The organism is Bradyrhizobium sp. USDA 4502 (assembly GCF_054063355.1).
On the sequence record NZ_JBSSGF010000001.1, the window covers coordinates 3,109,192 to 3,127,593 of the forward strand.

The following is an 18,402-nucleotide window of genomic DNA, read 5'->3' on the forward strand; positions in this document are numbered from 1 at the left end:
CCATGACGAGAAGAGTTTGCGCCGCGCGTCCTTGTTCATTTCGCCGGCTTCACCTCAACCGCACCGGTTCCGCTGCGGCCATAGCGCGAGGGATTGTACATGTCCTCGACATAGGCCTGCGGCAGCACATATTTGCCCGGCGACACCGCGCGCACGACATAGGCGACCGTAAACACCGCTTTGTCGTTGGCGCCCCGATCGATCGCCGCCGTGAAGCGGTCATCGCGGAACTCGGTGTTCTTCGGCTCGACGCCGTCCTCGATCCACGCGAGCGTGCCGGAATCCCCCGATGACACCAAGTTCGGGTTGTCGATCTCGAGCCCGGCCGGCAGATAGTCGGCCACCATGATGTGACCGAACTCCGGTTTGGCTTCCGTCACCTTCAGGACAACCGCGAAGCGGTCATTCTGTTTCGCCTTGGTGACATCGGCCGGCTTGCCGTCGAGCGTGAAATAGCTGCGCTCGATCTTGAAGCCGTTGGAGGCCGCCGGCTCCGGCGTGACCGGCGAGCCCGATACCGAGATCACCGCCTGCACCGGCGCATCGCCGGTATTGGTGATCCTGAGCGGCTGGCCGGTCATCTCCTCGGCCTTGTAGCTGCGATAGACCGCGGTCTTGACCGGCTGGCCGTTGATGTCGAGCGCCAGCGTCTCCTTGGCGAGCGCCCGCGCCGCCAGCACCATCCACGCATTTTCCTGCGTCGAGGTGTAGGGCGACAGTCCCCGCGCCGCCTCGACCCGCAGCACGGCTTGGGTCAGCGTGGTGCGCGGTGCATTGCCTTCGCCAGCGAGCGAGACCAGCGCTGCAGCATCGCGCAGCGCCGAGCCGTAGTCGACCCGGCCGAACTCGATCACGGGCTTCGGGTTCAGCGCATCGAGCGCGGCACCATAGACCCGCTCGGCCCTCGCCTTGTCGCCGACCAGCGCCAGCGCCGCCGCAAGCTGGGCCTTGGAGATCGGGGTCGCCAGATTGTTCAGCTTGGTGTCGGCGAGATAGCGCAGATCACCGATCGGCGCCGCGCCGTTGCGCGCGAGCACATAGAGGCCGTAGGCCAGATCGCGGCCGCCGTCCTTCTCCGGCTCGTTGGCATTGACCACCGAGTTCCTGACGCGGTCGAGCGCGTTCTTGAACAGCACGTCCGGCACCGCAAAGCCCTTTTCGCGGGCCCGGGTCAGGAAGTCTGTGACGTAGGCATCGAGCCAGGCGTCGTCGCCGCCCGCCGACCACAGGCCAAACGAGCCGTTGGACCCCTGTCGAGCGAGGAGCCGCTCGATCGCGTCGCGGATGCGCTGGTCGACCGCGGTGTCCATCGCAAGATGGGCACCGGCGGCGAGATCATTGACATAGAGCAACGGCAACGCGCGGCTCGTGATCTGCTCGGAGCAGCCATACGGGTAGCGGTCGAGCGCCTTCAGAATGCTCGCGGCATCGAGCGCGGTCGACAGGCTCGCCGAGACCGAAACGCTGCCGGTACCCGGCACAAGATCGGAGAACATGTCCGAGGTCAGCGTCAGGCTTTCGCCCTTCGCCAGCGTGCGGATCGAACGGCGCGCCAGAACCTGGGTCGCCGGCTTGACGTCGAGCGCATAATGCCGCGCCAGCGTCAGCCCGTTCGGCCCGGAGATGTCGACGTCGAACTCGGCACGTCCGGCGCCGCCGGCCTCGAGGCCCAGCGACAGCGAGGAGCGCTGCTTGGCGGCGAGCTTCACCATCGTGGTCGAATTGCCGGAAGCCTTGATCGGGCCGCTCGCCTTGACGCTGATGGCATAGTTGCCGGCCGCACCTTCGACATTGTCGATATCCATGCTGATGGTGCCCTTGTCACCGGTCAGCAGGAAGCGCGGCAAGGTCGCGGTCACCACCACGGGATCGCGCACGATCACGTCGACATTGGCGCGGCCGACCTTGGTTGCGCTCCACGCCACCGCCATCACCCGCGCGGTGCCGGCAAATTCCGGGATATCAAAGCTCACCTCGGCCGTCCCGTCAGGCCCGACCGTGAGGATGCCGGAATAGAGCGCGAGCGGCTTCTGCGTTGGCGGCGAGCCCTGCAGCTCGGCGCCGGCAGAGTCGCCGCCGCTGCGGATCTGGCCGCGGGTACCTTGCATGCCGTCGATCAGCTGGCCGTAGAGGTCGCGGATCTCGGCGGTCAGACGGCGCTGGCCGAGATAGTAGTCGTCCGGCGCCGGCGGCTTGTAATTGGTCAAATTGAGAATGCCGACATCAACCGCGGCCAGCACCACCTTGGCGTCCTCGCCGGGATTGAGCCCGCCGAGCTTGACCGGGATCTTCAGTGTCGAGCCCGGCCGCACCAACGCGGGCGGCGACAGTTCGACGGCAAGCGTGCGCGCTTTCTTGTCGATGCCGAACCATTTCAGTCCGATCGCGCGGCCGGGCATGCGCCCGGCGGCGGCATCGAGCGGACGGCGCAACGTCGTCATGACATACGCGCCGGTGCCCCAGTCCTTGCCGACGGGGAGCTTGACCTGCCGGGTGCCCTCCGTGACGTCGACGCTTTGGGTGGTCAGCAGGCGGTCGCCAAGCACATAGACCGTCAGCTTGCCTGACGTGCGCGCATTGACCGACACGGTCATCGTGTCGCCCGAGGCATATTCCGGCTTGTCGATCGAGGTTTCCAATAGATCGGGCGTGTCGGCGCTGCCGTCGGAATACCAGCCGACGTCGAACTGCACCGAGGTGACGGGGCCGTCGGCGTCGGTCGATTTCACGTCGAGCCGGTAGCGGCCGGGCTGCGGCTGGAAGGCCAGGCGCATCGGCTTGTCGGCCGCGAGGTTGACGTCGCCATCGGCGACGCGGCGGGTCGACTTGACCGGCTCATACTGCCAGGACGAATTCTGCCGGTACCACTGGTAACGCGACTCCAGCTTCAACAGCTCGTAGCGCAGCCCGTTGCGCGGCAGCTGCTTGCCGTCGGGCGCGACGAACACGACGTCGAACTCGGCCTTGTCGCCCTCGGCCACGCTCTTGTCGCCGAACAGCGGCTTGACGCCGATCAGCGAGGCGCCAGGGGCCACCGGCAGCACGATCTTGCGTTCCACCGAGCGGCCGCCGGTCTCCGCCATGCGGATGTAGATCTGGGCCTCCTGTGGCCGCGTCGAGGTCGGCACCTTCTCGAGCTTCACCGGAAAGGTCGCCGCGCCGTTGGCATCGGCCTCCGGCAGGTCCTCGATCGGGATCCGCTCGTTGCTCGCGGTCTGCTCGTCGTCGACGCCGAACTGATAGCCGGCATAACCGGGCCGGCCGTTCGCCGCGGGCGCTACCAGCATGTCGCCCTCGAGCTGCAGGCCCGAGGCCGGCGCGCCGTAGAGGAAATGGCCGGAGACCTGAAGCTCCACTGGAACTTCAGCTTTGATCACCTTCTCCTTGCTGGTCAGATCGAATTCGACCCGTTCGGGAATGTAATCCTCGACCATGAAGGTGGTCTCGCCGACCGACGAGCCTTTCGGATCGGTAAAGACGCGGGCGCGCCAGGTGCCGGTCGGCACCGCAGAGTTCAACGCCACCGCCAGCATCCGGCCGCCGGCGCCCTGGTCGGGCAGCACGGCGCGGCGGAATTCGACGCCGTCGGGGCGCTCGATCACCATGGTCAGCGGCGTCCCGGTCAGGGCATTGCCCTGCCCGTCGCGCAACAGCGCGGTCAGATAGACGGTCTCGCTGGAGCGGTAGACGCCACGCTCGGCGTAGACGAAGGCGTCCGCGCCGGCCGGGATCGCCCGGCCCGCGACGCCGCGGTCGGTGAGGTCGAACGCATTGGTCTTCAGGCTCAAGAAGGCGTAGTCGGCCTTCTCGCCCATGACCGTCAGCAGTGCCGGCGACAACCCGCCCTCGCCCCGGGCCAGGCCTTGCTCGATCAGCACATGGCCGGCGGCATCGGTCTTGCGGGTCACCAGGATCTCGTTGTTGCGGGCGACTAGTTTCACGTCGGCGTTGGCGACCGGTTCGGTCGAAGCCAGCGAGTTGACAAAGACGTGGATACCGTCATTGCCGGAGAAGGCCGACAGGCCCATGTCCGAGACGATGAACCATTGCGTCGCCAGCGTGCCGTCGTCATCGGTGCCCGGCCCCTTGGCCGCGGCGGTCATGACATAGACACCGGGTTGCAGGTCGCCGAGCGCCTGGTCGACCGGAAACGCCGTGACGACGTCCTGGTTCAGCGTGGTCGCTGTCGCAAGCTCGCCGGACCACACCTTGACGCCGCGCTGGTCGCCGAGATCGGAGAGCTGATAGCGGCTCAGCGTGCTCTGGAAGTCGCTGTCGATCACCGTGTTGATCAGGTTGCGGTCGCCGATCCGGAAGACGTCGACCTTGACCGCCGGCGTGTTGACGCTGACCACCGGGATACCGCGCTGTCCGGTCCGCGGCAGCACATAGGCCCGCCCGGTGAACCGCACGAACGGCTTGCGGTCGCGGACATAGATGTTGAACTCGGCCGATTTCGGCAGGGTCTCCTTGACGGTCGACGGCAGGCCGGCGCGCAGATTGATGTTGTAGCGCTCGCCGTGCTTGAGCCCGTCGACGCAGAGCTGCTGGCCCTCCGCCGACAAGGCCGGCTTGTCGGTGCCGGCGAGCGCGAGATACGGCGCGAAGTCGACGCGCTTGGCGAGTTCCTCCGAGAACTGGAAGCAGGCCCGCGGCGAGGCGGCGTCGGAATCGACGGTATAATCGAGCAGCCGGAAACCGTGCTCGTCGCGCATCTTCTCGTACTGGCCGCGGACATCGGCGACCTCGCGCATGTCGAGCGACAGCCGCAAGCTGTCCAGCGCCGGGCGCCACAGCTTGCGCTCGGCAAGCGCTTTGCCGAGCACGGCGAGCGCGTCCGCCTCCTCGCCCGCATTGCCGGCGCGCTGGTAGGCGATGTAGGCGGCGGTGGAGGCGCGCTCCATCAGGAACGTCTGTTCGCTGGAGCTCGCCGACCGGATCTGGAAGATCGTCCTGGCGAGGCGCAGCCAGTTGGCGCCGTCCTCCGGCGTGGTCGCCGCGATCTGGCCGAGGATCTGCAGCCCGCCGCGGAAATCATTGCGCTTGAAGGCGGCGTCGGCGTCGGTGCGCAGGGTCGCGGCCGATTTGTTGACCGCGCCGGCCTCGCTCTTGATCTGGGCTTCCAGCTTGATCGCGGAATCGGCGAGATCGTCGCGCTTGAACGCCTTGTCCGCGGCCTGGGCGGTCACCAGGGCGAGCAACAGCGTGGCGCATATCGTGGCGGCACGAACCAATCCGATCATGATGGAGCTCCTGAACGCCCCGCGGTCGAACGTCGCGTTGGGGCCAAAAGTGCGCGAAAAGGTGACGGAGTGAAGGCGCGGACATGAACGGACGAAAACGTCGCAGATCGCATTGCCGACATTCCTTTGACCAGCCCCCGACGGCAGCGTCGTGCGGCGCGGCGGGCTGGCCAGGCCAACGCAGGGCGGGTCCCTGCTCGCCTTTGTCGCTCGACCACAAAAATCGGTTCGGACGGACTTGGCGGAAAAGCGGATTTTTCATATTGGCGGTGCTACAAGGCCGCCACGGTCCCGTAGCTCAACTGGATAGAGTAGCGGATTTCTACTCCGCGGGTTGCAGGTTCGAATCCTGCCGGGATCGCCACCCTACTCCCTCCAATGAAACCATTTTCCAGAAGCCGCGAAGCCGGCCGGAAACAAACCCGGCGTAGTATCCCGGCACTGGACCAAGGGGATTAGGTCATGTGGGATTTCATCAACGAATTGTATCGGGATTTCTGCCTGGCTCGCCTGCAGGAGATGCGGAAGCTCGAGCATCATATCTGAGCGGGCAGAGCATCGGTGGCGATCAGCCGTTCTCGCGCCGCGGCTTGGATCACCCCGGACAATCGGACCTTCGCCAGCGCACAAGCAGCCAACACCAATCCCATCGCGGCCCCCCCCCAGTCCCCGTATGATTACGGTGGCGCTCGAACCTTGGCGCCGGTTTTGCAGACACAAACATGACTGGGATTGCGGGCCCAGATTGGAACAGGCGCCGCCGGGACAATGCATTTCGAGCCCGGCGGTGTAATTTTTCGGGGCAGGCTCACCACCGAGATCCGAACGGCCTGACGTCAGTGCCAGGACCGCTGCCTTGCTTCGCCCGCGGCCTCTCCTGCCTGGAAATCGAGCACGCTCGTTCGACGTCGATAGACCCACCATCGAGATGTCAGCCGCGACGACGACGAAAAAGCATCGCCGTTGGTCGATCGTTTTCCTCCTGGTCGGTCGCTCGCGAACGTCGACCGTCGGCAGCAATCAAACCAATCTCTAAGGCTCTCTTAACCACAAACGAAGGCCGCACGCGGGGGCATGGGCCGATCGCGCGTCGATCCGTGTTGTCCGGCACCATGCGTATGACAAGCCGTGCGATCGCCTCTGCTGCGTGTGGTGCGGCGGTTCTCGCTGCGCCGCTCGCAGCCGCCAATGCGCAGCAGGTGCGGGCCGGAACGCTTGAGTGTCGTGGCGGCCCCGATACCGGGTTCGTCGTGGGTCCGGTGACCAATCTCAATTGCGTGCTGCACGTCGATAGCGCGCCGGACAGTCGTTTTGTCGCGGCCATCCGCAACCTCGGCGTTTTGATCGGAGATCAAGAAGTCGCCATGACCTGGAAGGTGACGGCGCCCGTGCCGTGGCTTGGAAGCGACGACCTCGCCGGCGGCTACGCCCATGCCGACGGCGCCGGCGTCAACGTTCTCGCCGGCGGCACGAATACGCCGATCACGCTGCATCCGTTGAACGAGCAGAACGTCCCCTCAACGCCGCCTCTGAAAATCGAGAACCTCGAGATTCGGCCGGTGGACCGCTGACCCTGAGCGCGGCGCAGCCAGGCGATGGCCGGCGCGGTCGCCAGAATGCACAACGCCGTCCGCTTGAAATAGATGCGGACGGCGTTGGCCCTAGCCCCAGGAAGGTGATGCAAAATCCTGACAGCTCCAAGTCTGCACACTTTGTGCCAGCGGCGCATGTCCCAAATTGGCTATCACGCGGCATGGCCCAAATGGGCCATTTGGAAACACAGAAACAAAGATAGGTTAGGCATCGAGGCGCCGGCGACGGTGCCTCACGACCAAAGTGTCTACTTGGCCTCAGCGTGGCCCACGCGCTGAGGCCTTTCTTTTTTGATGTTCGCCGTGTGCCGTGAAATCACTCGCCGTTTTTATCATTCAGCGCACGAAACGATTCCGTAGTTCTCCGTGCGTGAACAAAGTTCCGGCGGCGATTGAGGGACTGATCGCTTTCCGTTCGTGCGATTGCAGGTTCCACTTGCCGTGAGCGCCGGCAGCGCGCTTCGCAATTTCTTAATCCAAGAATGTTTCTCTGGAAGATTGTGAGCGCGCGTCGGTCGTCGATATTTTCAGGACCGCGATGGACGATTCCGAGATCGTCCTTTTTGTTCGATGAGGATTCGCACGACCAAAACATCACGCGAGCGATGCGAACGCACAGCGCGCAGCGGTCACGCCGCGAGAGTCTCACTTTGGTTTGCTTGGCCGATGCGCCATTCCCATGTACACCCCGCCGGCCTTCAATTCCGCCAGCATCTGGTCGATCCGCTTGCGCCGTGTTGCAGTTCGCACGCTGCGGCCGATCCAGTGCAGATAGTCGTTGCGCTGATACGGCGGGCGCGTCTTGAACGCCTGCATCAGTCCGGCAGCATCGAGCTCGCGGCGAATGCTCGCCGGCATCGCCGCGCGGGGTCGCTTCAGCGTCACGCCGCCCTCCGATCGCCGGATCAGGACCGCCGCTTGGCTTCGACGTAGCGCTTGAAGTTATCCAGGATCGCCTGCCAACCGTCGCGCTGCTGCTCGACCGAGTGGGTATCCTCGCTGTCGAAGCTGACCTGCACCTTGACGCCGCCGGTCTCCGGCGTGAATGCGACCTGCGCGCTGCGATCGCCGAACGAATATTCGAGCAGCCGGGGCTCCTCGACCCTGGTGTAGGTGCCGGCGAAATCGAACCCCATACTGCCGTCCTTGGCTTCCATCCGCGACGAGAAGGCGCCGCCGGTGCGCAGGTCGACGGTCGCGGCGGTCGTGTGCCAATCGTCGGAAGCCGCGTTCCACTGCTTGATGTCGTCGGGCGTCGTATAGGCGCGCCAGACATCCGCGATCGGCGCGGCAACGGTCGTTTCGACGGCAATCCTCATATCTATTCCCTCGTAGCGATGGGTGAAGCTGACGCGCCTCCCGGGCGGCGCCGGACCGCGGCCATTCTATTAGGGCCATCGACGCCTTCGTCAAATGGCAATGCCCGGGCCGCCGGGAACATGAGGAGATCCGGGACGCCATTCAACCAACCAAATGGTGCGTGGTCGCCACAAGAATTTCGTCAGGAATGACCGTGTATGGAAGACGGGTCCAATGCCCGGAGAGCGCGTCATGCGGAACCTGAACACCGTCCTGAGCAAGCTGAACGACCGCCTGCTGCGGCTGGAGGGCGAATTGTTCGTGCTGCGATCGATCGCGCGCGCCGCCCTCACCGCCGGCGACGAGTCCGCCGTCCGCACCCGCAAGCTGCTCGAAGGCGCAAGGCTTGCGCTCTCGGACGAAGCCGAACGGCCGCTGGACGCCGCGACCGGGAAGTACGTCGCGGCCGCGATCGCCATGGTCGAAGAGCTGCTTGAGAATCCCCGCGAGGCGGCCCCGCTGTTCAGGGTGATCGACGGCGGCAGGCGGGACGATTAGCGCGCTTGCACCGAGCCTAGCCGGTACCCTGCACGGCCCTGTCATACGCCTCGATCGTCACCCTTGCCCTGTCCGCAATATCCGCACCCGTCATGCCCGGCTTGTAAAGGCTGCTGCCGAGACCGAAGGCGCGAATGCCCGCCTTCACATACTCGGCGAAATTCTGGTCCGAGACGCCGCCGACCGCGGCGATCGTCACATCCGGCGGCAGCACGGCGCGGATCGCGGTGATGCCGGCGGCACCGAGCACGCTGGCCGGAAAGAATTTCAGGCTCGATGCCCCCGCGCGCGCGGCGAGCAGCGCTTCCGTCGGCGAGAATACGCCGGGCATCGTGATCATCGCGTGGTCCCGGGCACGCGCCAGCACCTCGACGTCGACATTCGGCGACACCATAAGGCGGCCGCCGACGTCATGCAGGCGATCGACGTCGGCTGCAGTCAGCACCGTGCCGGCGCCGATCAGAACATCGGCCGGCGCGCGCTTCGCCGCGATCTCGATCGAGCGGAACGGCTCGGGCGAGTTCAGTGGAATCTCGATCGCGGTCATGCCGGCGTCGAGCAGCGCGCTGACGATGCCCAGCACCTCGTCCGGCTTGACGCCGCGCAGGATCGCGACCAGCGGCCGCTTCATCGGCGGAAACGGAATACTCATGCGTTGATCCCTCAGTTCTTCCAGATCGCCGCCGCCGCGCCGGCGAGGCCACGGCGAACCGCCTCCTCCGCATCCATAACATTGAGCGGAATCGAAAGGCATTCGAGCGCCATCTGATAGAGCCGCTGCAACCGGCCCGAGGCAATCAGCGTAACCGGCGCTCCCTGCTCCCGCTCCGCAAGGCCCGCCGCGAGTTCGACGCCGATCAACGTGCCCGAGATCGTCTCGCGCGCGGCCTGTGCGTTGCCGCCGAACAGCAGCTGCCGCGATCGCACGCGAAACAGCAGATTGGCCGCTAGCGCCGGCGCCGCGAATGCCGCCGCGACCGCCGCGCGGAACGCATCGCCGTCAACCGCTTCCTCGGCGCCGGCGACTGCGTGCGACGACAGGATGGTGTCGCGCGCGACCGCGCTGAACAGCTCTCCGGTCATGAAGGTCGCAAAGCGTTCGACCGTTCCGCCGCGGACCCTCACCCATTTGGAATGCGTTCCCGGCATGCAGACGAGCGCCTCGCCCGGCGCATTCAAGCCGAGCGCCCCCAGCAGCTGGGTCTCCTCGCCGCGCATGACGTCCGGCGCGGCGGCATCACGCTGCGCAATTCCAGGCAGGATACGGATCTCGCGCGTCTGCCCGCTGACCACGACAGCGCCCTTGAGGATGTCCGACAGATGCGCCGGCGTATCGATATAGCCGGCCTCGACCCAGCCCTGCCGCGCGCCCGCCATGCCGCAGATCACGACCGGCAGGTCGGCCGGCACACCCAGCGCATCGAGATGCGATTGCAGCACGGCCGCAAAGCTGGTCCTGGCTGCCGCGGTCATGCCTTCATCGCTGCGGCGCTCACCGAGCACCTTGCCACCGGCGCCCGTCAGCCAGAGCCGGAAGCTGCTGGTGCCCCAGTCGACCGCGACATAGGAAAGCCCGCTCATCGCGCCCTGTTCCACGCTCTCAGTGTCCCGCGCGCCGACGGCGCCGCTGCCAGACGCGATAAAGGCGATCATCGCGCCACGCAAGGCGGCTCGGTGGCGTGACGCCACGAGGCCTCGCTGGCATCGGACGCGCGGATCGATTACCGCGCGCCCTTCAGCGTGCAGGAGGTCGTGCAGGTCGTAACGTTGCCGCGGTCACATTTGATGCAGGCGTTGACGCACTGATCCATGACCTTGGGATTGTACTGACTGTAAAGATTGGCCGCACAGCTGTTGGTCGATCCCGTAACCTCCGGGTCGGACCAGCAACCGGACAGTAAAAATGCTGCGGCACTCAAAATGGCGACCTTGCGCATAAGGCCTCCTGCCACGCCGTATCCGAGTAATGTTGCAAGTAACCTTGATGGGTTAGGTTAAATTCCGGTTTCAATTGCGGCCTTATTCGGAAGCAGTATTGCTTATCCACCGGACATTTCCCCAAGGTCCGGGCCCACACCGGCAAGGCCGTCAGGCGACCCCGCCTGGCGGCTTTGTTGCCCAGCAATGCACAAGGAAACCAACAAGATGGCCCGAAAGCCGCGGTGGTCGTTCAAGGAGGACCGACGACTGATGGAACTGGCACGCTCCTCGAAGTCGCTGGAGGAGGTCGTGAAGGCGACCGGCCGCTCGCCGGAGCGGATCAAGAAGATGGCGATGCGCCTCGGCCTGTCGATCAAGCCGCGCAGTACCACCAAGAAATGACTTGAAATACGGCCGCTAGAGTTCTGGCGGACAATCGTCCTTCGCCCGCACCGGGATCGCTCTGACCTCGCCTTCCGGCTTGGCCTCAGCCTCGCGTTCCGCCTCGGTCCCCCTGGTGCAGGTGGTCAGCACGAAAGCAACCCGGCTGCATTGCCATTCCGGCCCGAGCGCCGCATTGGACACCGGCTCGGGCGACGCCAGTGTCAGGGATAGATACGCCACCAAAACGGCACCCGCCGCGCCTGCGGCAGCCAGCGCCGCGCCCTTTCCGGACCACAGCTTGGACATCATGGCCTTGGTTCCCGCCGATCTCCAGGAGACGAGGCAGCCCGCCTGTCCGCGTGTGATCGGAATCACAACCGGGATCAAACAGTTCAGCCCGAGTCTTTGGGCTTGATGTGTGATCGATATTGCACTGCCGCAAGACGGGGTCAGCGCGCCGGCTCGATCACATTACAGTTGGTCCGGCCCGACATCAGGCAGTCCTGCATCTTGCTCGCCGCCGTCAGGTCATGCGCGAGCCAGAGGCCGACCGCGAGCATGACCGCTGCGACCAGCAGTCCGATCAGCGCGCCCCTTCTGCTGCTTCCGTCGTCGGATTCGCTCATGCCCGCTTCGGTTCCCGGTTGCCACGGTCCGCATCATGACCCTTTGCATGGTTGCGTGCGATCAATTCTGCAACAGTCGCACAACGAAATGCACGGCCGCGGCCGTCGGCACCGCAATTCCGTTGCGCGCCAGGGGCGACTCGCGAAAGACTACTCGCTGAAGTGGAGCGCGTATGCGGGGCGTGCCGATGAGCGAACAAGAAGCGACGACGTACGACTATCAGCGTTACAGGCAGTTGCTCTCGGAGGCTGTCGATGAGAGCAGCAGGCAGCGGCTGATCAGCCTCCTGATCGTCGAAAGGGCGCGCGACAGGCTGGAAGCCCAGCGCGCCTCGGACCGGAGCGCGATGACCGCCGAGACGGTCGCCAAAGTCCTGGGTAACGGACGACGCGAGCACCTCCAGCGCGGCTGAACTTTTCAACAGCCCTTGTTCAACAGCCCTTGGTGACCAGCCACTCACCACGCGTCCGCGGGGCGAACGATGGCTGCTTGACGCTGGCTCATATCTCCCTTGCTCCACAGCCCTCCGTTCACCACTGGCAATTTCGTCGCCATTCACTTATTGAAACGCCGAACCAACCCCATCCATCACCCGAACAGAAAGCAGCAAGGCTTCCTCTATGAGTGGCTTCAAGGAACCGGGTTTTGCCGACCGCCAGAAAGCGGCCCTGCAGGCGCGGCAAAACCTCCTCAACAAGTTTCGCGCCCAGCCGGGAGCTGACGATCCCGCTGTGAAGGCACGTGCCGAGGAGCGCGCGGCGATCGCCGAACGCCGCACCAAGGCCAAGGAGGCCCGTGAGGCCGAAAAGGCCGAGCAGAAGCGCCGCGAGGAAGAGGCCGCCGCCGCCGACGCCGCCCGCATTGCGCGCGAGAAGGAAGAGGAAGCCGCCCGCGAGGAGGCGCTGCTCGCCGAGCAGAAGGCCAAGCGCGATGCCCGCTACGCGGCACGCAAGGAGCGCGGCAAGAAGAAGCGCTAGGCGGTGTGGACTCTAAGGATTCCCTTTTAGGAGCAAATCAGATTCAAGGCTGCTTTTGGGAGGCAGTCTTGGGTGTGATGGATCGTCTGGTGTTGAGCGATGCGGCTTGGGAGCGGATGGCGCCGCTGATCATAGGCCGGCCTGACCAGAAGGGCTCGACCGGGCGCGACAATCGGATGTTCGTGGAAGGTGTGCTGTGGATCGTTCGCACGGGCTCTCCCTGGCGTGATCTTCCGGAAGCGTTCGGGGATTGGAACAGCGCGTTCCGGCGCTTCAGCCGATGGAGTGCCAAAGGCGTCTGGTGGCGGATCTTCGAGGCAATGTCCGACGATCCGGACTTCGAATATCTGATTGTCGATTCCACCATTGTTCGAGCCCATCAGCATGCTGCCGGGGCCAAAAAAGGGGGTCTGAAGATCAGGCGCTTGGCCGTTCGCGCGGCGGCCTGAGCACCAAGATACATATGGCCGTTCGCGGCTTGGGATGTCCGGTACGGTTCACGATCACCGCAGGCCAGAAGGGCGATGCACCGCAAGCCGCCACATTGATCGAGGGATTGCCTGCCGAGGTTTTCATGGCCGATACGGCTTATGACGCCGATCACCTGCGCCAGGACATTGCAGCCAAGGGCGCGCTCGCCGTCATCCCCAACAACCCGTCACGCGCGCTCAAGTATCCGCTCGACAAGCATCTCTATGCCCAGCGCCATCTCGTCGAATGCTGCTTCTCAAAGCTCAAGCAATTCCGCCGCGTCGCAACCCGCTTCGAAAAGACCGCCCGAAATTACCTTGCCGTCATCACTCTCGCAGCCATCGTCCTATGGCTGCGATAACTGTCCACACCGCCTAAGGCACAACCAGGCCCGCCAGAGCGGCGGGCCTGCGGACAGCGGGCGATGACGGCAGTCAGTTCTTCTTCATGCCGTCGTCCTTCTTCATCATCGCGCCGCCATCCTTCTTCATGGCGTCGTCCTTCTTCATCATGCCACCGTCCTTCTTCATGGCATCCTTGGACATCGTGTCTTCCTTCTTCATCGCGTCATCCTTGCCCATCTTGTCCTGAGCGAAGGCGGCGGGCGCCAGCGCCAGGCTGAACGAGAGCAGCGCGGCGGAAAGGCCGAGGCGGGTCTTGGTGGTCATGGTGATGATCCCTTGTGTGGTCGAATGTGAGCGCGACGACTTGCCGCTCTCTACTCGACGCACTTGCGCCGGCCGTCGTTACCTCCAATAACAAATTCTTGAAGCGACGCGGCGCGATCACCGACGGATGGTCGCGCGACGGTTGAATAGCCATGGGCCGGCGCCGGCTGTGTGCGCCGCAGCAACGGCAAGGCTTGAATGTCAGGACTTGAACGTCAGGACTTGCAGCCCCGTATCGGCTCGCACTATCAGGGCGCCTCGAACTATCAGACTAGAGAATATTCACGCGAAGACCGGCTAAGCTAAAGCTCCGCGCCGGCCTAACAGCCACTCAAGAAGCTCTCAGGGGAGAACCATGCTCACACGCCGCCACGTCCTCGCTTCCGCCCTTGCCGCACCCGCCGTCCTGCGGATGGGCATCGGGACCGCGCATGCCGCGACCACGCTGAAGATCTCGCATCAGTTCCCCGGCGGCACCATCGACAAGGGCGACTTCCGCGACCGGCTGTGCAGGATGTTCGCGGCCGAGGTCGCCAAGCGCTCGGGCGGTGAGCTGACCGCCGAGGTCTATCCGAACTCGTCGCTGATCAAGACCAACGCGCAGTTCTCGGCGATGCGCAAGGGCGCGCTCGACCTCAGCCTGTATCCGATGCCCTATGCCGGCGGCGAATTGCCGGAGACCAATATCGGCCTGATGCCGGGCCTCGTCACCACCTACGACCAGGGCCTGCGCTGGAAGAAGGAGCCGGTCGGCAAGGCCTTGAGCGACTTCCTCGCCGACAAGGGCATTCTGCTGATCTCCTGGGTCTGGCAGGCCGGCGGCGTCGCCAGCCGCTCCAGGGCGATCGTGGCGCCTGAAGATGCCAAGGGCCTCAAGGTGCGCGGCGGCTCGCGCGAGATGGACATGGTGCTGCAGACCGCCGGCGCCGCCGTGCTCTCGGTGCCGTCCAACGAGCTTTACGCCGCGATGCAGACCGGCGCCTGCGACGCCGGCATCACCTCCTCCACCAGCCTGATCTCGTTCCGCCTCGAGGAGGTCGCGAAGTCGCTGACCTCGGGCGCCGGCGCCTCCTACTGGTTCATGCTGGAGCCGTTGATGATGTCGAAGGCGATCTTCGACAAGCTGCCGAAAAACCAGCAGGACATCATCCTTGCCGTCGGCACCGAGCTCGAGGCGTTCGGCCGCAAGGGGGCGCAGGACGACGATACCGAAGTCGCCAAGGTCTATGAGAAGGCCGGCGCCAAGGTCAGCGCGCTCGATGCAACCATTGTCGGCAAGTGGCGCGACATCGCGCGCGATACCGCATGGAAGGACTATGGCGCCAAGACCGCCACCGCCGCCAACCTGCTGAAGCTCGCAAGCGACGTCGCCGCATGATGCATGGTCCGGTCGCGGATCAGGCCGAAACCGCAAGCATCGCCGCGGGCAACACGCCCGTGGCCTTGCTTGGGCGCGCGCTGTCCATCTGCAACAACATCATCGTGGTGTTCGCCGCGCTCGCTCTGGTCGCGGCCTGCGTGATCCTGAGCTACAGCGTGCTCGGCCGCGCCCTGTTCCACAGCCCGAACTACTGGCAGGACGAGGCGGCCGTCTTCCTCCTGGTCGGCGCCACCTTCATGACCTCGGCCTATGTGCAGAGCCAGCGCGGCCATGTCAGCATCGAGGCGTTCGTCGGGCTGCTCTCGGCGCGCGCCAACGCCATCCGGCTGTGGCTGGTCGACGTCGCGAGCTTCGCGTTCTGCGCCTTCTTCGCCTGGAAATCCTGGACCCTGGCGCATGAAGCCTATGTCGACGGCCAGGTGTCCAACTCGATGTGGTCGCCGCCGCTCGCCATCCCCTACGTGCTGATGGCGCTGGGCATGACGCTGCTCTGCGTGCAGATCCTCCTGCAAATCATCATTCCGCTGACGGGTGGCGCGCGCCGATGACCGTGTTTGGTATTGGTATCTCCTACGGACTTGCCACCCTGTTTGCGATGTTCTCCGGTATGCCGATCGCGTTCGCGCTCGGTGCCGTCGCGGTCGTGTTCATGGCGATCTTCATGCCGGCGGCCTCGCTCGATACGGTGACGCAGAACGTCTACGAGGAGATGGCCTCGATCACGCTGCTGTCGATCCCGCTGTTCATCCTGAAGGGCGCGGCGATCGGCAAATCGCGGGCCGGCCAGGACCTCTATTCGGCGCTGCACGCCTGGCTGCACCGCGTGCCCGGCGGCCTCGGCGTCGCCAACGTATTCGCCTGCGCCCTGTTCGCGGCGATGGCCGGCTCCTCGCCGGCGACCTGCTCGGCGATCGGTTCGGCCGGCATCCCGGAGATGCGCAAGCGCGGCTATTCCGGCGGCTTTGCCGCGGGCATCATCGCCGCCGGCGGCACGCTCGGCATCCTGCTGCCGCCCTCGATCACGATGATCCTGTTCGCCGTCGCAGCCGAGAAATCGCTGGGACGGCTGTTTCTCGCCGGCATCGGCCCCGGCCTGCTGCTGGTGACGCTGTTCGGTTTCTACGCCGTGTTCCGCTTCCGCAAGGAATACGCCATGGCCCGCGCCGTCTATGACGCGACCGGCAAGGACGCGGCGATCCTGCAGCATGACGAATTCACCATGGCCGAGCGCTTCAGCGCGCTGCCGCGCGTGATCCCGTTCGTGCTGCTGCTGACCGGCGTGATGATCGCGCTCTATGGCGGCTACGCCACGCCATCGGAAACCGCCGGCCTCGGCGGCCTCCTGGCGCTCGGGCTGATCGCCGTGATCTACAGCGTGTGGACGCCCAGCGACCTGTCGCCGATCCTGAAATCGACCATCCGCGAGTCCACCATGCTGATGCTGATCATCGGCATGTCACTGCTCTATTCCTATGTGATGAGCTATCTGCACATCTCGCAGTCGGCGGCGGAGGCGATCGTCGCCATGCACCTGCCGCGCTGGGAGCTGTTGTTTGCGATCCTCGTGATGGTGATCGTGCTCGGCTTCTTCCTGCCGCCGGTCTCGATCATCCTGATGACCGCGCCGATCATCCTGCCGCCGCTGCGCGCGGCCGAGTTCGACATCATCTGGTTCGGCGTCGTCATGACCATCGTGATGGAGATGGGCCTGATCCATCCGCCGGTCGGCCTCAACATCTTCGTCATCCGCAACGTCGCGCCCGACATCCCGCTGAGCGAGGTGATCTGGGGCACGCTGCCATTCGTGCTGCTGATGATGTTCGCAGTGCTGTTGCTCTGCTTCTTTCCGGAGATCTCGACCTGGCTGCCGAATCTGATCATGGGGCCGGACGGCGGGCGCTAGACCGCTTGCGCGCTGCGAGGACGCGGCAGACCGTAGTTTCAGGCAGCCTCCTGCTCGCGTTCCGCGAGCGCCCTCTCGATCCGGCGGACCAGCACCGCCGTCGGACGCCCCTCGCGCTGCAGCCGGCGGACCTCGTTCCACAGCCTGATGATTTCGCGGTCTCGCTCGTCGTCCATGGCAGCACTCTCCCGGAGCGCGCTCCTATGAACGAAACGAGAACGAAACTCAAGACCGCGAGATGCCGTCAAGACGCTGTCGCTGGTGCAGGAACGAGAGCGACGCGGCGCGATTGGTTCCTTCATGAAAATGGCCAAGGCAATTCGCAGGCAGGCGCAGACCGCGGAGCGGGTTGCATTGACGACGGCCGACGCACTTGTCGCCAACCAGATGCGCTCCCTCGCCCGCGCCTTCAGGAGCCAGGCCGATATCCTGAAGAAGAAAGAGAAGAAAAAGAAGAAGTGAGACTCGCCTCGGTCGGCTCAGGGATAGCCATCACCCGGCGTGTCGACCTCGACCACATCGATCCGCGACGTGGACCTGCCCTTGCGTAGCTCTTCGTAGGACGTCTCCGCGCTCAGGCAGAACAGCGTCCTGCGGTCCGCGTCTCCGAGCGCGCAGGCAAGCGCGCGGCGACCGGACACCGTGATGCGCTCACGCTCCACGCCAGTGCGATCGATCCGGACAAAAGCATCTTCCGTGAAGGACGCGACCCAGGTCGCCCCGTCGGCATCGAGGCAGATGCCGTCGGGATCGTTGATGCTGCCGAACCGCCCGCGCAGGGTCAGGCCGCCGTCCGGCGCGATGTCGTATTCGGCGAGACCTGCGCCATCCATTTCGGCAACGACGAGCCGGCGATGGTCGGAGGAGACGGCAATGCCGTTGGGAAACCGCAAGCCTTCCGCGACGACGCGGGCACTGCCGTCGGGCATCACGAGGATGATCCGGCCGACCGCACCGCGGCGCTCCGGCGGCGGCAGGTCGAAGCCGAGATCGCCGACATAGGCGCGTCCCTGCCCGTCGATGATCATGTCGTCGATCGTGCCGGTCGCGACCTCGGAGAGATCGGCATAGAGCGACAGCGCTCCATCGGAAAACCGCAGCAGCCGCTTCCTGAACATCGTCAGCACGACGATGTCGCCATCAGGCAGGACGCCGAGACCACACGGCGTGTCGTCGGTCAGCGCAGCATGCTCCTGCAACTCGCCCGACGAGCTGATGCTCAGAAGCGCCCGCGCCATGCAATCGACGAACCAGAGCCGCCCGCGATGCCAGCGCGGGCCTTCGAAATAGCGGCCGCCGTCGAGGATCGTTCTGAGGCACGCCGTCATGATGCACCGGTTCGAGAAAAGTGATGTTGCAGTGACATCGTCAGCCCCCAC

Annotated in this window: 21 protein-coding genes and 1 tRNA gene; 11 read left to right on the forward strand and 11 right to left on the reverse strand. The window is 65.0% G+C overall.

Annotated features, from left to right (window positions below):
• Positions 1-35: 35 nt before the first annotated feature.
• Complete coding sequence (locus tag ACVW1B_RS14195; RefSeq protein WP_456821690.1) at positions 36-5,243, reverse strand: alpha-2-macroglobulin family protein; 5,208 nt, start codon at positions 5,241-5,243, stop codon at positions 36-38.
• 287 nt (positions 5,244-5,530) lie between these two features.
• Here ACVW1B_RS14195 and ACVW1B_RS14200 point away from each other — a divergent pair.
• A tRNA-Arg gene (locus tag ACVW1B_RS14200) sits at positions 5,531-5,607 on the forward strand.
• A 736-nt stretch (positions 5,608-6,343) separates the two neighbouring features.
• The gene (locus ACVW1B_RS14205; protein WP_456780482.1) at positions 6,344-6,814 is read left to right on the forward strand and encodes a DUF992 domain-containing protein; all 471 of its coding nucleotides are present in this window, start codon (positions 6,344-6,346) and stop codon (positions 6,812-6,814) included.
• Between the two features lie 666 nt (positions 6,815-7,480).
• Here the strand turns inward: ACVW1B_RS14205 and ACVW1B_RS14210 are convergent.
• Positions 7,481-7,720, reverse strand: coding sequence for a YdeI/OmpD-associated family protein (locus tag ACVW1B_RS14210; protein WP_456780481.1), 240 nt, complete (start codon positions 7,718-7,720; stop codon positions 7,481-7,483).
• A gap of 20 nt (positions 7,721-7,740) precedes the next feature.
• The gene (locus ACVW1B_RS14215; protein WP_456780480.1) at positions 7,741-8,154 is read right to left on the reverse strand and encodes an SRPBCC family protein; all 414 of its coding nucleotides are present in this window, start codon (positions 8,152-8,154) and stop codon (positions 7,741-7,743) included.
• 232 nt (positions 8,155-8,386) lie between these two features.
• Between ACVW1B_RS14215 and ACVW1B_RS14220 the strand changes: the two genes are divergently transcribed.
• Entirely contained in the window at positions 8,387-8,692 is a 306-nt protein-coding gene (locus tag ACVW1B_RS14220) for a hypothetical protein (protein WP_057016599.1), read from the forward strand.
• A 16-nt stretch (positions 8,693-8,708) separates the two neighbouring features.
• Here the strand turns inward: ACVW1B_RS14220 and ACVW1B_RS14225 are convergent, their stop codons facing one another.
• From ACVW1B_RS14225 to ACVW1B_RS14235, 3 genes are all read right to left on the reverse strand, one after another.
• Positions 8,709-9,344, reverse strand: a complete 636-nt coding sequence (locus tag ACVW1B_RS14225; RefSeq protein ID WP_229191489.1) for a 2-dehydro-3-deoxy-6-phosphogalactonate aldolase — start codon at positions 9,342-9,344, stop codon at positions 8,709-8,711.
• Positions 9,345-9,355: 11 nt separating this feature from the next.
• Entirely contained in the window at positions 9,356-10,273 is a 918-nt protein-coding gene (locus tag ACVW1B_RS14230; RefSeq protein ID WP_456781908.1) for a 2-dehydro-3-deoxygalactonokinase, read from the reverse strand.
• Positions 10,274-10,413: 140 nt separating this feature from the next.
• Complete coding sequence (locus tag ACVW1B_RS14235; protein ID WP_026192800.1) at positions 10,414-10,629, reverse strand: hypothetical protein; 216 nt, start codon at positions 10,627-10,629, stop codon at positions 10,414-10,416.
• A 208-nt stretch (positions 10,630-10,837) separates the two neighbouring features.
• On the opposite strand from ACVW1B_RS14235, the gene ACVW1B_RS14240 reads away from it, so the two are divergent.
• Positions 10,838-11,014: a hypothetical protein gene (locus ACVW1B_RS14240; RefSeq protein WP_166205288.1), complete on the forward strand. Its 177-nt coding sequence runs from the start codon at positions 10,838-10,840 to the stop codon at positions 11,012-11,014.
• 15 nt (positions 11,015-11,029) lie between these two features.
• On the opposite strand, the gene ACVW1B_RS14245 is transcribed toward ACVW1B_RS14240, so the two are convergent.
• On the reverse strand, positions 11,030-11,305 hold the full coding sequence (locus tag ACVW1B_RS14245; protein ID WP_143270721.1) for a hypothetical protein: 276 nt from the start codon (positions 11,303-11,305) through the stop codon (positions 11,030-11,032).
• Between the two features lie 140 nt (positions 11,306-11,445).
• Entirely contained in the window at positions 11,446-11,622 is a 177-nt protein-coding gene (locus ACVW1B_RS14250; protein ID WP_456780479.1) for a hypothetical protein, read from the reverse strand.
• Between the two features lie 188 nt (positions 11,623-11,810).
• On the opposite strand from ACVW1B_RS14250, the gene ACVW1B_RS14255 reads away from it, so the two are divergent.
• From ACVW1B_RS14255 to ACVW1B_RS14265, 3 genes are all read left to right on the forward strand, one after another.
• On the forward strand, positions 11,811-12,035 hold the full coding sequence (locus ACVW1B_RS14255; RefSeq protein ID WP_057016542.1) for a hypothetical protein: 225 nt from the start codon (positions 11,811-11,813) through the stop codon (positions 12,033-12,035).
• A gap of 208 nt (positions 12,036-12,243) precedes the next feature.
• Positions 12,244-12,600 (forward strand): DUF6481 family protein, encoded by a 357-nt coding sequence (locus ACVW1B_RS14260; protein WP_225161949.1) that lies wholly within the window; start codon positions 12,244-12,246, stop codon positions 12,598-12,600.
• 68 nt (positions 12,601-12,668) lie between these two features.
• Positions 12,669-13,432 (forward strand): IS5 family transposase gene (locus ACVW1B_RS14265; RefSeq protein WP_092083899.1). Its coding sequence is split into 2 segments (ribosomal slippage): positions 12,669-13,004 and positions 13,007-13,432, totalling 762 coding nucleotides; the frame shifts between segments, so codons are not numbered across the junction.
• A 73-nt stretch (positions 13,433-13,505) separates the two neighbouring features.
• Here the strand turns inward: ACVW1B_RS14265 and ACVW1B_RS14270 are convergent.
• A complete protein-coding gene (locus ACVW1B_RS14270; protein ID WP_016842498.1) occupies positions 13,506-13,739 on the reverse strand; it encodes a pentapeptide MXKDX repeat protein in 234 nt (77 codons plus the stop codon).
• Positions 13,740-14,094: 355 nt separating this feature from the next.
• On the opposite strand from ACVW1B_RS14270, the gene dctP reads away from it, so the two are divergent.
• Genes dctP through ACVW1B_RS14285 form a run of 3 tightly spaced genes read left to right on the forward strand, consistent with a single transcriptional unit; the run spans position 14,095 to position 17,023 of the window.
• Positions 14,095-15,117: a TRAP transporter substrate-binding protein DctP gene (dctP, locus tag ACVW1B_RS14275; RefSeq protein ID WP_057016540.1), complete on the forward strand. Its 1,023-nt coding sequence runs from the start codon at positions 14,095-14,097 to the stop codon at positions 15,115-15,117.
• A complete protein-coding gene (locus ACVW1B_RS14280) occupies positions 15,114-15,668 on the forward strand; it encodes a TRAP transporter small permease (protein WP_016842495.1) in 555 nt (184 codons plus the stop codon). Before dctP ends, ACVW1B_RS14280 begins: the two co-directional genes overlap by 4 nt.
• The gene (locus ACVW1B_RS14285; protein ID WP_141340612.1) at positions 15,665-17,023 is read left to right on the forward strand and encodes a TRAP transporter large permease; all 1,359 of its coding nucleotides are present in this window, start codon (positions 15,665-15,667) and stop codon (positions 17,021-17,023) included. The genes ACVW1B_RS14280 and ACVW1B_RS14285 overlap by 4 nt, the downstream gene beginning before the upstream one ends.
• A 38-nt stretch (positions 17,024-17,061) precedes the next feature.
• On the opposite strand, the gene ACVW1B_RS14290 is transcribed toward ACVW1B_RS14285, so the two are convergent.
• Complete coding sequence (locus tag ACVW1B_RS14290; RefSeq protein ID WP_456780478.1) at positions 17,062-17,199, reverse strand: hypothetical protein; 138 nt, start codon at positions 17,197-17,199, stop codon at positions 17,062-17,064.
• Positions 17,200-17,284: 85 nt separating this feature from the next.
• Between ACVW1B_RS14290 and ACVW1B_RS14295 the strand changes: the two genes are divergently transcribed.
• Positions 17,285-17,485 carry a hypothetical protein gene (locus ACVW1B_RS14295; protein WP_456821691.1) on the forward strand — a complete coding sequence of 67 codons (201 nt, stop codon included), beginning with the start codon at positions 17,285-17,287 and terminating at the stop codon, positions 17,483-17,485.
• A gap of 17 nt (positions 17,486-17,502) precedes the next feature.
• On the opposite strand, the gene ACVW1B_RS14300 is transcribed toward ACVW1B_RS14295, so the two are convergent.
• On the reverse strand, positions 17,503-18,351 hold the full coding sequence (locus ACVW1B_RS14300) for an SMP-30/gluconolactonase/LRE family protein (protein WP_456821692.1): 849 nt from the start codon (positions 18,349-18,351) through the stop codon (positions 17,503-17,505).
• Between the last annotated feature and the right edge of the window lie 51 nt (positions 18,352-18,402).